The sequence below is a fragment of the Streptomyces sp. NPDC096136 genome (genome assembly GCF_044763325.1).
Taxonomy (GTDB): domain Bacteria; phylum Actinomycetota; class Actinomycetes; order Streptomycetales; family Streptomycetaceae; genus Streptomyces.
This window is the reverse complement of record NZ_JBIWFZ010000029.1, coordinates 17,625-33,049: the sequence shown is the minus strand read 5'-3', so window position 1 is coordinate 33,049 and position 15,425 is coordinate 17,625. Positions and strand designations below refer to the sequence as shown.

Annotated in this window: 11 protein-coding genes; 9 read left to right on the top strand and 2 right to left on the bottom strand. The window is 74.6% G+C overall.

Annotation, left to right across the window (positions count from 1 at the left end; genetic code table 11):
* Positions 1 to 60: 60 nt before the first annotated feature.
* The 9 genes from ACIRBY_RS35590 to ACIRBY_RS35550 are packed head-to-tail and all read left to right on the top strand — an operon-like array spanning position 61 to position 12,663.
* Positions 61 to 1,389, top strand: coding sequence for a lysine N(6)-hydroxylase/L-ornithine N(5)-oxygenase family protein (locus ACIRBY_RS35590; protein ID WP_403908597.1), 1,329 nt, complete (start codon positions 61 to 63; stop codon positions 1,387 to 1,389).
* Positions 1,389 to 2,717: an NAD(P)/FAD-dependent oxidoreductase gene (locus ACIRBY_RS35585; RefSeq protein WP_403908595.1), complete on the top strand. Its 1,329-nt coding sequence runs from the start codon at positions 1,389 to 1,391 to the stop codon at positions 2,715 to 2,717. The genes ACIRBY_RS35590 and ACIRBY_RS35585 overlap by 1 nt, the downstream gene beginning before the upstream one ends.
* Positions 2,714 to 5,002: a class I tRNA ligase family protein gene (locus tag ACIRBY_RS35580; RefSeq protein ID WP_403908593.1), complete on the top strand. Its 2,289-nt coding sequence runs from the start codon at positions 2,714 to 2,716 to the stop codon at positions 5,000 to 5,002. Before ACIRBY_RS35585 ends, ACIRBY_RS35580 begins: the two co-directional genes overlap by 4 nt.
* Positions 4,999 to 8,289 (top strand): amino acid adenylation domain-containing protein, encoded by a 3,291-nt coding sequence (locus ACIRBY_RS35575; protein WP_403908591.1) that lies wholly within the window; start codon positions 4,999 to 5,001, stop codon positions 8,287 to 8,289. The genes ACIRBY_RS35580 and ACIRBY_RS35575 overlap by 4 nt, the downstream gene beginning before the upstream one ends.
* Positions 8,289 to 9,926 carry an AMP-binding protein gene (locus ACIRBY_RS35570; RefSeq protein WP_403908589.1) on the top strand — a complete coding sequence of 546 codons (1,638 nt, stop codon included), beginning with the start codon at positions 8,289 to 8,291 and terminating at the stop codon, positions 9,924 to 9,926. The genes ACIRBY_RS35575 and ACIRBY_RS35570 overlap by 1 nt, the downstream gene beginning before the upstream one ends.
* Positions 9,919 to 10,206: an acyl carrier protein gene (locus ACIRBY_RS35565; protein ID WP_403908587.1), complete on the top strand. Its 288-nt coding sequence runs from the start codon at positions 9,919 to 9,921 to the stop codon at positions 10,204 to 10,206. The genes ACIRBY_RS35570 and ACIRBY_RS35565 overlap by 8 nt, the downstream gene beginning before the upstream one ends.
* Before the next feature lie 3 nt (positions 10,207 to 10,209).
* On the top strand, positions 10,210 to 10,815 hold the full coding sequence (locus tag ACIRBY_RS35560; RefSeq protein ID WP_403908585.1) for a GNAT family N-acetyltransferase: 606 nt from the start codon (positions 10,210 to 10,212) through the stop codon (positions 10,813 to 10,815).
* Complete coding sequence (locus ACIRBY_RS35555; protein WP_403908583.1) at positions 10,812 to 11,885, top strand: C45 family autoproteolytic acyltransferase/hydolase; 1,074 nt, start codon at positions 10,812 to 10,814, stop codon at positions 11,883 to 11,885. The genes ACIRBY_RS35560 and ACIRBY_RS35555 overlap by 4 nt, the downstream gene beginning before the upstream one ends.
* Positions 11,886 to 11,937: 52 nt before the next feature.
* The gene (locus ACIRBY_RS35550; RefSeq protein WP_403908581.1) at positions 11,938 to 12,663 is read left to right on the top strand and encodes a 4'-phosphopantetheinyl transferase family protein; all 726 of its coding nucleotides are present in this window, start codon (positions 11,938 to 11,940) and stop codon (positions 12,661 to 12,663) included.
* Here ACIRBY_RS35550 and serS read toward each other — a convergent pair.
* Both serS and ACIRBY_RS35540 read right to left on the bottom strand, forming a co-directional pair.
* Positions 12,650 to 13,927, bottom strand: coding sequence for a serine--tRNA ligase (serS, locus tag ACIRBY_RS35545; protein ID WP_403908579.1), 1,278 nt, complete (start codon positions 13,925 to 13,927; stop codon positions 12,650 to 12,652). The genes ACIRBY_RS35550 and serS overlap by 14 nt on opposite strands.
* 18 nt (positions 13,928 to 13,945) lie before the next feature.
* On the bottom strand, positions 13,946 to 15,424 hold the full coding sequence (locus ACIRBY_RS35540) for an APC family permease (protein ID WP_403908577.1): 1,479 nt from the start codon (positions 15,422 to 15,424) through the stop codon (positions 13,946 to 13,948).
* Position 15,425: the final 1 nt, after the last annotated feature.

The window sequence follows — 15,425 nt, the reverse complement described above, 5'->3', positions numbered from 1 at the left end:
TCCCTCACCCCACTTCCCCCTCACCTCACCCACCGCACATCGAACGAGAGGTTCCGAACCATGGGGCACGAGAGCTTCCGGCCGGGCATCACGCACTTCCGCTGCGTGGGAGTCGGCGTGGGCCCGGCCAACCTCAGCCTGGCGTCCCTGCTGCACAGCAGGCCGGACGTACCCAATCTCTTCCTCGACCGCAAGGAGTCCTTCGGCTGGCACGACGGCCAGCAGATCCCCGGCACCAGCCTCCAGGTCTCCCAGTTCAAGGACCTGGTCAGCCTGGCCGACCCCGCCAACCCCTTCTCCTTCCTCTCCTACCTGCACGCCAAGGGCCGGGTGTACCACTTCCTCAACGCCCAGTTCGACGACGTGCCGAGGCTGGAGTTCCGCAACTACCTGGCCTGGGCCAGCCGCCGCAACGAGAACGTCGTCTTCGGCGAGGGCGTCGAGGAGGTCGACTTCGACGACGGGCGCGGGGTGTTCACGGTCCGCACCGAACGCCGCACCGTCACCGCCGAGAACGTCGTCGTCGGCGTCGGCAGCCGCCCCTGGGTGCCGCCGCTGGGCGCCCACCAGCTGTGCCCCACCCAGTTCCACGTCAGCGACTACATGGCCAACGCGCAGGACGTCGGCGGCAAGCGGGTCGTGGTCATCGGCGGCGGCCAGTCCGGCGCCGAGGCCTTCCTCGACCTGATCTCCCGCGGCGGCTGGGACCTGCCCCGCCGCGTCTCGTGGATCTCGCGCCGGCAGAACTACTTCCCGATCGACGACTCGCCCTTCACCAACGACTACTACATGCCCAGCCACGCCGACTACTTCTACGGGCTGCCGCGCGAGCGCCGCCAGTCGCTGAACTCCCGCAACGTCCTCAGCAGCGACGGCATCTCCGAGTCCACCCTGCGCGAGATCTACCAGGGCATCTACGTCCACCGGTTCGTGGAGGGCAACGAGGACCTCGTCGCCCTGCACCCGGGCCGCGAGGTCTTCGACGTCCGCCCCGGCCCCTTCGGAGGCTGGGAGGTCTGCGCCCGGCACACCCAGGAGGCGCAGTCCATGGAGAAGTTCGAGACCGACGTCATCGTCTGGGCCACCGGCTACCGGCCCGCCGCGACCGAGTTCCTCGCCCCGCTCGGCGGGCGCCTTGAGCGGGAGGGCGAGGAGCTGCGCGTCGACGAGGACTACGCCGTCCGCTGGGACGGACCCGCCGACCGCCGGATCTTCGTCCAGAACGGCGTCCGCGGCCAGCGCGGCCTCGCCGACCCCAATCTCAGCCTCAACGCCTGGCGCAGCCGGCGCATCGCCGACCGGCTGTGCGGCGTACGCGGGGACGAACAGCTCGCCTCCTTCATCGAGTGGTCCTCCAAGACCCCCCAGGACGAACGGTGGACCGCCTGATGACCACGGACCGCGCCGGCTCCTGCCGCCCCCTGTCCACCGACCCCGAGGCCCGCCCCGCGCCCACCGCCCCGCCGCAGCCCCCGGCCGGTCCCCCCGCGCCGGCCACCACCGCCGTGCCGTCCGGTTCCGCCTCCGTGCCGGCCGCCGCCGTTCGCGCCGTCACCGGCACGCCGTCCGGGCCCGCGTCCGGGCCCGCCGCCGACCCCACCGGCGCCGCCGCCTACCGCACCACCGCGCCCCACGCCGGCGGCCCCACCGGGGCCCGGACCGACGTGGCCGTCGTCGGCGCGGGCATCCTCGGCGTCCTCGTCGCCCGCGAGGTCCTCGCCCGCGACCCCTCCGCCACCGTCACCGTCCTCGACCGGGACATGATCGGCTCCGGCGCCACCCGCCGCTCCGCCGGACTGCACTTCCCGCGCGGGGCCAACGAGGCCGTCCGCGCCCTGGCCGCCGAGAGCGAGCGCTTCTACGCCGACCTCCACACCGCCCGCCCCGACCTGCCCATCCACCCCCTCGACATGACCGTCCTCGCGCCCGAGTCCGCCGAAGAGGCCCTGCGCGAGGCCTACCTCCCCGAGGCCAAGCTCCGCTGGACCGCCGAACTGCCCCCCTGCGTCCCCGCCCTGCCGAAGGACTTCGGGGCCTGGGAGGGCGACGGCTGCCAGTACGCCGACGTCCACGCCCTCACCCAGCTCCTCGCCGCCGAACTGCGCCCCGCCGTCTCCTTCCGCGAGGGCGTCGCCGTCGAGACCGCCGCCGCCGGCCCCGGCGGCACCCGGCTCACGCTGACCGGCGGCGCCACCCTCGACGCCGGCCACGTCGTCATCGCCCCCGGCCCCTGGACCGGCGAACCCGCCTGGCGCGAGCTCGTCGCCCCGCTCGGGACCCGGGTCAAGAAGGTCGTCGCCCTGCACGTGGACACGGCGCCCGCCCCCGGGGACCGGGCGGTCGTCCTGCACGAGGAGGACGCCTTCCTGCTGCCCGTCCACCACCGGGGCCACTGGCTGCTCAGCTACACCTGCCGGGAGTGGGACGCCGACCCCGCCACCGTCGACCCGGCCGTCACCGCCGGCCACCTGCGCGAAGGCCGCGCCCTCCTCACCCGCTACGCCCCCGCCCTGGCCGCCCACTGCCGGTCGGGCCGGGTGTTCTGCGACGCGTACGGGCCCGACGGCACGCCCCTGGCCACCGCCCTCGACCCCTACGGCCGGCTCGTCTTCGCGGGCGCCGCCGGCGGCTCCGGCTACCGCCTGGCCCCGGCGCTCGCCGCCCGCGCCGTCGACCTGATCCCCTCCCTCCCGTCCCCGCGAAAGGCCACGACATGATCATCGCGAGTTATGACGACGACGTGCTGGAGCAGGCGTTCGGCATCGACATGAGCGGCGTGGAGGGCCTCGGGACCGGCGCCGGCTGGGGCCGGGTGGCCCCCGGCCGGGCCACCGACGACCACCACCACGACGAGACCGAGCTGTTCGTCATCGTCTCCGGCCGCGGCCGCTTCCTCATCGACGGCGACCACCACGAGGCCGCCCCCGGCACCGTCGTCCTCTTCGAGCCCTTCGAGTCCCACGTCCTGGAGAACACCGCCGAGGACGGCACCGACCTGGTCTTCTTCACCCAGTACTGGCGCGACGCCCAGCGGGCCGCGCAGGCCGCCTCCGCACCCGTCCGCACCGGCTTCGGCGACCGCCCCGTCTTCGTCTTCTCCACCCCGCCCACCCCCAACGGCGACCTGCACCTGGGCCACCTCGCCGGCCCCTACCTCGGCGCCGACGCCTTCACCCGCTTCCAGCGCATGAACGGCACCGAGGCCTACCACCTCACCGGCAGCGACGACTACCAGAGCTACGTCGTCGGCGCCGCCCGCCGCGACGGCCGCACCCCCGCCGAGACCGCCGCCCACTACAGCGCCGAGATCGCCGAGACCCTGCGGCTGATGGACATACCGCTCGACCAGTACACCGCCACCGACCAGGACCCCGGCTACCGCCAGGGCCTCCAGGACTTCTTCAGCCGGATCGTCGCCTCCGGCGAGATCGCCGTCGGCGCGCACGACGCCCTCTACGACCCCCTCAGCGGCCAGTACCTCTACGAGGCCGACGTGACCGGCGGCTGCCCCGGCTGCGGCGCCGCCACCTCCGGCAACATCTGCGAGGAGTGCGGCGAACCCAACACCGTCGCCGACCTCGCCGAACCCCGCTCCGCCGCCACCGGCAGCGCACCCCGCCCGGCCCCCGCCGCCCGCTGGACCCTGCCCCTGCACGCCTACGCCGGCGACGTCCGCGCCCACCACCGGCGCGGCCGCGTCCCCGCCCGGCTGCGCGAACTCGCCGACCGGCTCTTCCGCCGCCCCGCCCTCGACCTCCCCCTCACCCACCCCTCCGGCTGGGGCGTCGAACCCCGCGAGGGCGACACCGACGGACAGGTCATCTGGGTCTGGCCCGAGATGAGCTACGGCTTCCTGCACGGCATCCAGTCACTCGGTGCCCGCCTCGGCCGCCCCTGGCGGGCCGACGGGCCCAGCGCCGACTGGAAGATCGTCCACTTCTTCGGCTACGACAACAGCTTCTACCACTCCGTGCTCTACCCGGTCCTCTACCAGCTCGCCCACCCCGGCTGGACCCCCGACATCGACTACCACGTCAACGAGTTCTACCTGCTGGAGGGGGAGAAGTTCTCGACCAGCCGCCGGCACGCGATCTGGGGCAAGGAGGTCCTCACCCCCGACACCGTCGACGCCGTCCGCTACTTCCTCGCCGCCACCCGCCCCGAGGGCGCCCGCACCGACTTCCGGCGCGCCGCCTACGAGGAAGTCCTCGCCGACACCCTCATCGGCACCTGGCAGCAGTGGCTCACCGACCTCGGCGCCCGCGTCGCCAAGCACCACGGCGGCCGCGCCCCCGACGCCGGCAACTGGACCCCCGAGCACACCGCCTTCCTCGCCCGCCTCGGCACCCGCCTCGACGCCGTCACCGGAGCCCTCGGCAACGACTCCTTCTCCCTCGCCCAGGCCGCCGCCGAACTCGACGGCCTCGTCCGCGACACCGTCCGCTTCACCCGCGCCGAAGGCCTCCTCACCGACACCCCCGGCTGGGAGGACGAGAACCGCACCGCCGTCGCCCTCGAACTGGCCGCCGCCCGCCTCCTCGCGCACACCGCCGCCCCCGTCATGCCCCGGTTCGCCGCCCGGCTGGCCGCCGCCCTCGGCACCGACACCCCGCGCACGTGGCCCCGCACCGTCGAACTCCTCGCCCCCGGCGCCGCCGTCGACCTCGCCGACGCCGTCTTCTTCCAGCCCTCCCCGGCCGCGCGGCGCGCGGAGGGCGCCGTCCGGGACGAGCCCGCCCTCACCCCCTGGCTCACCCAGGTCGCCCGCACCGCCCTGCGCCTCGGCGCCGACGAGCAGATCGCCCACCGCACCCTCACCCAGCTCGCGGCCGGATCCCTCCAGGCCGTCACCGTCCAGTACCAGATCCTCGACGCCCTCGACGTCGACCTGTCCATGGACGAACTCCTGCACGGCGGCACCCTCGCGGAACTCGCCGCCGTCATCGCCGAGCGCGCCGAGCCCTCCGCCGTCGCCGCCCTGACCTCGGGGGAGGCCCGATGAACCAGCACCGCCACGTCCTGCGCGAGATAGCCGAGCGCGGGCTGACCGTCAGCCTCGCCGACGGCGACCTGCGCCTCCAGGGCAACCGCGAGCGCATGGACCCCGAGTTCATCGCCCGCGTCAGAGACGCCAAACCCGCCCTCGTCGCCCACCTGGAGCGCGAGGCCGACCACGGCCCCGGCTTCCCCCTCACCCCCCTCCAGCGCAGCTACTACCTCGGCCGCAGCGGCGTCTTCGAGGTCGGCGACGTCTCCAGCCACGTCTTCCACGAGATCGAGGGCGACTGGGACATCGACCGGCTCCAGGCCTCCCTCGACACCGTCGTCGCCGCCCACAGCGGCCTGCGCTCCCGCTTCCTGTCCGACGAACGCCAGGCCACCCAGTACGGGGACCTCGCCCCCCGCATCGGCGTCCTCGACCTGCGCTCCCACACCCCCCGCCAGCAGGACGCCATCCGCGCCCAGCTCCGCGAGATGCGCTCCCACCAGGTCCTGCCCGCCGACCAGGCGCCCCTGCTCACCGTCGACGCCACCATCCTCGACGACGACAGGATGCTCCTCCACGTCGGCCACGACGGGCTCGTCATGGACGGGATCAGCATGTTCCTGTTCTTCCGCGCCTGGTGGCACGCCTACCAGAGTCCCGGCGCCGACGTCCACGAGGAACTCCCCTACGAGGACTACCTCACCGCCCTCGAAGCGGCCCGCGACAAGGCCCCCGCCCGCCGCTCCCGCACCTACTGGCTGGACCGCGCCGACGACCTCGCCCCCCACCCCGACCTGCCGCTGCGCACCAGCCCCGCCGCCCTGGCCGAGACCCGCTTCACCCAGCGCCGCGTCACCCTCGACCGCAGCGCCTGGACCGCCCTCAAGGACCGCGCCGCCGCCGCCGGCCTGACCCCCTCCGCCCTGCTGCTCGCCGCCTACGCCGAAACCCTCGCCACCTGGGGCGCCGGCGAGCGGTTCACCCTCACCACCACCGTCGCCCACCGCCCGCCCGTCCACCCCCGCGTCTTCGAGGCCATCGGCCAGTTCTCCGACACCCTCCTCGTGGAGGCCGAGGTCGACCGCGCCCTGACCTTCGCCGACCGCGCCCAGCTCCTCCAGGCCCGGCTGCACACCGACATCGACCACCGGCACTTCTCCGGCGTCGAGCTGCTGCGCGAACTCGCCCGCCGCCGCGGCGGGGTCACCGGCGCGCGCATGCCGTACACCTTCAACAGCGCCATCGGACACGTCAGCAGCGAGGTCGACGGCTCCGCCCTGGAGCTCTTCGGCAAGGAGGTCTACTCCGTCAGCCAGACCCCCCAGGTATGGCTCAACGCCTTCGCCATGGAGCAGCACGGCGCCCTCGTCGTCCAGCTCGACGGCATCGACGAACTGTTCTGCGAAGGCCTCCTCGACGACCTCGCGCACGGCTACCGCACCCTCCTCGAAACCCTCGTCGACGAGGCCTCCTGGCAGCTCCACGCCTTCGACCTGCTGCCGCCCGCCCAGCGCGAGCGCCGCGCCGCCGCCAACGACACCGCCGTCGCACTCCCCGACGAGATGCTCGGCGACGCCGTCGTGGCCCGGGCCGCCCTCACCCCCGCCGCCCCCGCGATCCTCACCTCCGACCGCACCGTCAGCTACGGCGAACTCCTGCACCGGGCCGCCACCGCCGCCACCTGGCTGCGCGCCCAGGGCGTCGGCCGCGGCGAACTCGTCGGCCTCGTCTGCCACCGCGGGCCCGAGCAGATCGTCGGCATCCTCGCCACCGTCCTCGCCGGAGCCGCCTACCTGCCCGTGGACGCCGCCCTGCCCGCCGCCCGCCAGGAGTACATGCTCGCCGACGGCCGGGTCCGCTGCGTGCTCACCAACACCGGCCGGCCCTCCGACGACTCCGTCGCCGCCTTCGACCTCACCCGGCCCTGCTCCGGCCGCGCCGAACTCCCCGACCGGCTCCCCGGATCCCACCCGGACGACCTCGCGTACGTGCTGTACACCTCCGGCACCACCGGCGCCCCCAAGGGCGTCATGGTCAGCCACCGCAACGTCGCCAACCTCGTCGCCGACTGCCACGACCGCTTCGGGATCACCGCCGAGGACCGGTTCATGGCCGTCAGCGCCTTCCACTTCGACCTGTCCGTCTGGGACGTCTTCGGCGCCCTCTCGGCCGGCGCCGCCCTCGTCATGCCCGACCGCGACAAGGCCACCGACCCCGCCCACTGGCTCGAACTGTGCTGGCTCTACGGGGTCAGCGTGTGGAACTCCGTCCCCGCCATCGTGGGCCTCCTCCACGGACAGGCCCGCTCCGACGGCGACGTACCGCCCGGGCTGCGCCTGGTCATGATGAGCGGCGACCGGATCCCGCCGGCCCTGCCCGCGCAGCTGCGCGAGCTCGTGCCCGGCCTGGAGGTGGTCTCCCTCGGCGGCCCCACCGAGACCACCGTCTGGAACATCCTGCACCCCGTCGCGGAGGACGAGGACGGGTCCGCGTCCATCCCGTACGGCCGCCCCAACTCCAACAACCGCGCCTACGTCATCGACCGCGACGGCCTCGACGCCCCCGACTGGGTCACCGGTGAGATCACCGCCGCCGGCACGGGCCTGGCCCGCGGCTACTGGGGCGACCCCGAGCGCACCGCCGAGCGCTTCTACGAGGACACCGCCCGCGGGGAGCGCATGTACCGCACCGGCGACCTCGGCCGGTACCTGCCCGACGGCAGCATCCAGATCCTCGGCCGCAGCGACTTCCAGATCAAGATCAACGGCTACCGGATCGAGGCCGGCGAGGTCGAGACCCGCCTCGCCGCCCTCGCCGAGATCGCCCGGGCCGTCGTCGCCCCCCAGGGCAACCGGCTCGTCGCCCACCTCGTCCCCTCCGGCGGCCACCGCCCCCACCTGTCCGAGATCCGCCAGGCCCTGCGCGCCGAGCTGCCGGACTACATGCTCCCGGCGGCCGTGCTCTGGCACGAGGAGCTCCCGCTCACCCGCAACGGCAAGGTCGACCGCACCCGGCTGGCCGAACTCGGCGCCCAGGCGCCCGCCGCCGGCCGCGCGTCGGGGGGCAGCGCCCCCGCCACCCAGGCGGAGAAGATCCTCTGCGACATCTGGTCCACCGTCCTGCGCCGCCCCGACGTCGGCGCCCTGGACACCCTGACCTCCCTCGGCGGCGACTCCATCGCGGCCGCCCGCATCCTCACCGCCGCCCGCAAGCGCTTCGGCGTCACCCTCACCCTCGACCAGTTCACCGAACTCGACACGGTCCGCGCGATGGCCGCCGCCCTCCTGCCGAAGGGGGCCTGATGCCCCCCGAACAGCGCGGAGAACTGCGCGCCCAGCCCCAGCCCCGCCAGGGGCGCGGGGAACTGCGCGACCGCCCACAGCCGACCGGCACCCGGCCGGCCACACCCCCGGCGGAGCCGGAGACGATCCGCCGGATCGTCGACGAGAGGCCCACCCGCGGCCACCTCCACGTCGCACGACTGGACGGCACCCGCACCATCCCCCTGCCCGAGCTCCACGACCGCGCGAACCGCCTCGCCCACCACCTGCGGAGCACCCACGGCATCGGCCCCGGCCACCGCATCGGCATCCTCGCCGCCAACAGCCTCGCCTGGGTCCTCCTCGACCTGGCCGCCCTGCGGCTCGGCGCGCAGACCGCCGGCCTGGAACCCGGCAAGTTCACCCCCTCCGCCGAACTCGCCGACCGCTACGCCCTGCACCTGCTCTGCACCGACCAGCCCGCCGACGGAGTCCCCGGCGTCCTCCCCATGGACGAGGTCCTGGCCCTGACCGAGCCCGGCCCCGGCCCCGACGCGCCCCTCCCGCCCGTCACCTGGGCCGCCGGCGACGTCACCACCATCAAGTTCACCTCCGGCAGCACCGGCGTCCCCAAAGGCCTCGGCGCCACCGCGGGCAGCATCGACAGCTCCCTCACCGCCGTCCAGGAGATCTTCGAACACACCCCCGACGACCACCTCTTCGTCTTCCTGCCCCTCTCCCTCCTCCAGCAGCGCTACTGGGTCTACTCCGCCCTCCTCCACGGCCACGACGTCACCGTCACCACCTACGAGGCCGCCTTCGCCACCCTGCGCCGCGTCCGCCCCACCGTCGTCATGGGCGTCCCCGCCTTCTACGAGACCGCCCGCCGCCAGATCGGGGCCCGCCTGCGCCGCACCCCCGGCCAGAGCCCCGAACAGGCCGCCCGCGCCCTGTTCGGCGACCGCGTCCGCTACCTGTGGACCGGCTCCGCACCCGCCTCCCCGGCCGTGCTCCGCTTCTTCCACCACGAGGCCCGCCTGCCCCTCTACGAGGGCTACGGGCTCAACGAGACCTGCATCGTCACCAAGAACCACCCCGGCGCCCACCGCGAGGGCAGCGTCGGGCGGGCCGTGCGCGGCAAGGAGGTGCTCATCGGCGACGACGGGGTCATCAGCGTCCGCAGCACCCACCCCGTCAACAACCACTACACCTACGCCCGCCCCGGCGACTCCGAGAAGGTCTTCTCGCCCGACGGAACCGTCCGCACCGGCGACCTCGGCCACCTCGACGAGGACGGCTACCTCTTCGTCCACGGGCGCGCCGACGACGTCATCGTCCTCGACAACGGCCGCAAGGTCATCGTCCGGCCCCTCGAGGAACTCATGCGCGCCGACCCGGCCATCGCCGAATGCGTGCTGTTCAGCCCCACGCAGACCGACCTCGTCGCCGTGGTCTCCCCGGCCGCCGCCCCCGCCGACCACGCGGCCATCGCCGCCCGCCTCGCCGCCGTCAACGCCGCCACCACCCCCGACGAGCGCATCAGCCGGGTCCTCGTCGCCGACCCGCCGTTCAGCATCGAGGGCGGCCTGCTGACCTCCCAGTACAAGCCGAAGCGCCCCGACATCCGGGCCGCCTACCACGCCCCGCTGCACTCCCAGGAGGCCGGAATCCATGCCTGACACCACCGCCGCGCGCACCCTCGTCGAGGACGCGGCCCGCGACCAGCTCGCCCTCGTCCTGGTCCCCGAGGTCCCCGCCGAGGAGATCGACCCCGACGCCGACATGGTCGCCGCCTACGGGCTGACCTCCCTCAACAAGGTCCTCTTCCTCACCGAGGTCTGCGAGGAGACCGGCGTGGACCTCGCCCACTTCACCGAGCACGACCTCGCCGACATGAAGACCCTCCGCGACGTCGCCGACGCCCTCGCCCGCCACCACCACGCCACCACCGGAGCCTGAACCATGAGCTGGACCGAACACGCCGCCGCCGTCCTGGAGAACGACCGGGTGCGCCTCACCCCGATCACCGAGGCCGACCGCGAGGGCATCCGGGCCGTGGCCATGGACCCCGACATCTGGCGCTACTTCGTCGCCGCCGTCGAGACCGACGCCGACTTCGAGGCCTTCTTCGACGCCGGCCTCGCCGACCACGCGGCCGGTCGCCGCACCGTCTTCACCCTCACCGACAAGGACAGCGGCCGCATCGCCGGCAGCATGAGCTTCGGCAACATGGCCGAGGCCGACCGCCGCCTGGAACTCGGCTGGTCCTGGCTCGGCCGCGACTTCCGCGGCCGCGGCGTCAACCACTGGGCCAAGGCCCTCCTGCTGGAACACGCCTTCGAGGTGCTCGGCGCCGAACGAGCCGAGTTCAAGACCGACGTCCTCAACGTCCAGGCCCGCCGCGGCCTCGCCAACATCGGCGCCACCGAGGAGGGCGTCCTGCGCAGCTTCAACTACATGCCCGGCGGCCGCCGCCGCGACGCCGTCTTCTACAGCATCCTGCGCGCCGAATGGCCCGCCGTCCGGGCGCACCTCGCGCGCGGCCCCAGGAAGGCCGTACCGGCATGAGCGGGCCCGCCGCCGCCGACCCCGGCATCAGCCACATACGGGTCCGCGGCACCCCGTACGAGATCGGCCGCGCCCACGGCGCGGCCCTCGCCACGCCCCTGCGGGCCTTCCTCGACGACGGCCTGGCCCGCCTCAACCACCTCGTCCCCCGGCCCCTGACCCTGCCCGCCCTGCTCCCGACCATCGCCGCCTACCGCAGGGCCGTCACCGCCTGCCTGCCCGACCTCGCCGAGGAGGTGGCCGGCCTCGCCGACGGAGCCGGCACCTCCGAGGACGAGGCCTGGCTGCTCCAGCTGCGCCGCGAGATCCTCGGCTACTCCAAGGTCCGCACCGGCGGCGACTGCACCACCTACGCCCGCACCGGACCCGGCGCCGGGCCGCCCGTCCTCGCCCAGACCGTCGACCTCAGCGGCGACCTCGACAGCCACATCAGCGTCCTGGAGATCGCCCGCGCCGGCACCGCCCGGCGCTCCCTCGTCCTCAGCTTCGCCGGCCTCCTCGGCTACCTCGGCCTCAACAGCGACGGCCTCGCCGTCGGACTGAACCTGGTCCTCGGCGGCACCTGGGGCCCGGGCGTCCCCCCGTACCTGGCCATCCGCCACCTCCTCGACACCGCGGCCGACACCGGCCAGGCCCTCAAACTCCTCGCGGACCTGCCGCTGGCCAGCTCCCGCTCCCTCATGCTCTGCGACCCCGAGCGCGCCCTCTACGTGGAACACCTCGACGGCGACCTCCGCGTCACCGAGGCCGCCGGCCCCCGCGCGCTCACCCACACCAACCACTACCTCCACCCGGACTTCGCCCCGGCGGACGAGCTGAACGTCTTCGCCCGCAACTCCTCCCTGCGCCGCCTGCACGCGGCCGCCGAAGGCCTGGCCGCCCTCCCGGCCACCGCGACCCCCGAGGACCACCTGACCCTCCTGTCCCAGCCGCCCGTGCGCGTCCCCGACCGGGGGGACATCCGCGCCGAACGCACGGTCGCCGCGGCCGTCATGCTCCCCGCGGCCGGCCGCCTCCACCTCCGCCCGGGGGACCCCGCACGCTCCCGCACCCGCGTCTTCGGCCTGTAGGCGCAGGCCGTACGCACGGGGCCGGGGAGGCCGTGCCAGAGAAAGGAGCACCATGGACGCCTGGCTGGTCGACCTCGACCAGGTCGCCCCCCAAGACATCAGCGCGCACTACCCCGAGGGCCTGACCGAGGAGGAGCTGCGGCGCGGCGCCGAGTTCGTCCACGCCCGGGCGGCCCACCGGTTCTTCCGGGCCCGCCTCACCGTCCGCCGCCTGCTGGCCGAGCGGCTCGGGCTCGCCGCCCACGACCTGCGCATCCACTACGACCCGGCCGGCAAGCCCTACCTGCCCGATCAGCCCGGCACCCACGTCAGCTGGTCCCGCTCCGACGGGCTGCTGCTGCTCGGCGCCACCGAAACCGGGCCCATCGGGGTCGACGTCGAGCTGGTCCGCCCGTCCACCAGCAGCCTCGACGTGCTCACGTTCGTCTACCCCGGGGTCCCGGACGGGGTCGGCGCCGACACCTTCTTCCACGCCTGGACCCTGCTGGAAGCCGCCGTGAAGGCCACCGGGCGCGGACTGACCGACGGCGCGCGGGAGGTCGACCTGGCCTTCGGGCCCGACGGTTCCGTCACCCTGCGCGGGATCACCGGGCACGGCGTCCTGCCCTGGCACGGGCACACCGCGCTCCAGCCCACCCGGCAGGACTGCCCCTGGGCGATGACCGCGTTCGTGTCCCGGGAACTGCCACCGGTGACCGTCCTGACCTGGCCGGACCGCGCCGGCGCCCCCGCGGGGCCCCCGGCGCGGTCCCCCGCCGGGGGGCTCAGGACGGGCTGACGACGGGCGTGCCGTCCGGGGCGATCGCCGAGAACCCCGTGTACGGGACCAGCGCGGGCGGCACGCCCACCGAGCCGTCCGCGCGCTGGTACTGCTCCAGGATCGCCACCAGCGTGCGGCCCACCGGCAGCGCCGAACCGTTCAGGGTCGCCGCGAAGGCCTTCCGGCCGTCCCGGCCGCGCACCCGGATGCCGGCCCGGCGGCCCTGGAAGTCGCCGCAGTCGGAGCAGGAGGAGATCTCCCGGTACGTCCCCTGGCCCGGCAGCCACACCTCGATGTCGTAGGTGCGCCGGGCGGCGAACCCGAGGTCCCCGGCCCGCAGTTCCACGACCCGGTGCGCCAGCCCCAGCCGCCGCAGCGCCGTCTCGGCGTGCCCGGTGAGCAGCTCCAGCTCCTCGGCGGCCCGGTCGGGGTGGCAGATCCGCACCAGCTCCACCTTCTCGAACTGGTGCAGCCGCACCAGCCCGCGGGTGTCCCGCCCGTACGAGCCCGCCTCCGCCCGGTAGCAGGGCGTGAACGCGGTCAGCGCGAGGGGGAGTTCGCCCTCCTGGAGGGTCTCGCCCCGGTAGAGGTTGACCAGCGGGACCTCCGCCGTCGGGATCAGCAGCAGGTCGCGGTCGGCGGCGTTCGTCAGGAACAGGTCGTCCTCGAACTTCGGCAGCTGCCCCGTCCCCGTCATCGTCTCCCGGCTGACCAGGTGCGGCACCCCGTGCTCGGTGTACCCGTGCTCGGTGGTGTGCAGGTCCAGCAGGAACGCGGCCAGCGCCCGCTCCAGCCGGGCCCCCGCCCCCCGGGTCACCGCGAAGCGCGAACCCGACAGCTTGGCGGCGCGCACCGGGTCCAGGATCCCCAGGCGGGTGCCCACCTCCACGTGGTCGCGCGGTGCGAACTCGAAGCCGGGCACCTCCCCCCAGACCCGCCGCACCACCGGCGGGTCCTGCTCGGTCCCGTCGGGGACGTCGGCGTGCGGCCGGTTCGGGACGGCCGGCAGCAGCGCGCCGAGTCCGTCCTCCGCCTCCTTCAGCTCCTCCGACACCGACCGCAGCCGCTCCCGGGCCTCCTGGAGCCGGGCCCGGGCGGCCGCGTCGGGCGGGCCGCCGACCTTCGCCGAGCGGTTCTGCTCGGCCCGCAGCTTGTCCCGCTCGGCGACCAGCCGGGCGCGCCGTTCGGTCAGGGTGCGCAGGGCGTCCCGGTCCAGGACGTAGCCGCGGCGGGCCAGGTCGGCCTCCGCCTCGTCCTGGAGCAGGCTGTGCGGGTCGTGCATGACGGCTCCTCGGTCTCGTTACGGGATGTCCTGCGGCTGCGGTACGTCGTGCGCGGCGGTGGCGACGGCCCGGTACCGCTCGGGCGCGCGGGCCCGCAGCCAGGCCGCGTACCCCAGCCCGCCGAGCGCGGCGGCGACCATCAGCCACGGGATCCGGTTGACCCACGCGGAGTCGGTGCCGGTGACCAGCGCGAAGTTGTCCAGCAGCAGCCACAGCGCGCCCGCCAGCCCGGCCAGGGCCAGCGCCGGCGCCAGCCGGGTCCGCCACCAGTGGGCGTCGGGGTGCCGGCGGAAGAAGACCAGCACCGCCACCGCCACCGCCGCCTGGAGGGCGACGATCCCGACGGTGCCCAGGGCCAGCATGGTCGTCGCCAGCGTGGTGTACGGGTGCGCGCCCGCGAGAGCGAACACACCGCAGACGAGGGCCGTGGCCACCGACAGCACCACGCTCGCCCGGTGCGGGGAGGCGTGCCGCGGGTGCACCCGGGCCAGCGAGCCCGGCAGCACCCGCTCGCGGCCCAGGACGAACAGGTAGCGGTTGGCGGCGGTGTGCAGCCCCAGCAGCGCCCCGAACAGGCTGGTGCACAGCAGGACCTGCATCACACCGGTCGCGAAGCCGCCGAGGTAGTCGTCCGACAGCCGGAAGAAAAGGTCGCCCAGCTCCCGCTGCGCGGTACCGGCCACCCGGTCCGCGCCGACCGCCCCGACGGCCGCCCAGCTGATCAGCGCGAAGAACACGGTGATGAGCACGACGGACGCGTACGTGGCGACGGGCACGCTGCGCTTGGGGTCGCGGCTCTCCTCGCCGTACAGCGCGGCCGCCTCGAAGCCCACGTACGAGATCAGGGCGAACATCAGCGCCACCCCGAGCCCGGGGGCCAGGACGGTGCCGGGCGCGAACGCCGCGGCGGGCAGGGCGTCCGTCCCGTGCCGCACGCCGATGGCCAGCGCCAGCAGGCCCAGCACCGCCACCTCGGCGACCATCAGCACCGCCAGCAGGCGGGCGCTGAGGTCGATCCGCCGGTAGCCCATCACGGCCGCCAGGGCCAGCGCCCCGCCGGTCCACACCGGCCAGGGCAGTGGCAGGCCGTGCGCGGCGGAGACCAGTTCGGCGAAGTACCCGAAGGCTCCGGCCACGCCCGCGACGGCCGCCGTGTAGGCGACGACGGCCGTCAGCCCGCCCGCGACGGCCAGAGGCCGGCCGAGCCCCTGGCCGATGTACGTGTAGAAGCCGCCCGCGCCCACCACGTGCCGGCTCATCGCCGCGTACCCGACGGAGAAGCAGAGCAGGATCAGCCCGGCGAGCGCGAAGGTGGCCGGCACCCCCGCCCCGTTGCCGATGGCGTAGGCGAGGGGCACCGAGCCCACCACTCCGGACATGGGGGCCGCCGCGGCGACCACCAGGAAGACGATCCGGGGGGTGGTCAGGGTCCGGCGCAGCCCGGGCGCGGCGGCGGGGGCCCGCCGCTCCGCTCTCGCGGGAATCGTGGAGGTCACC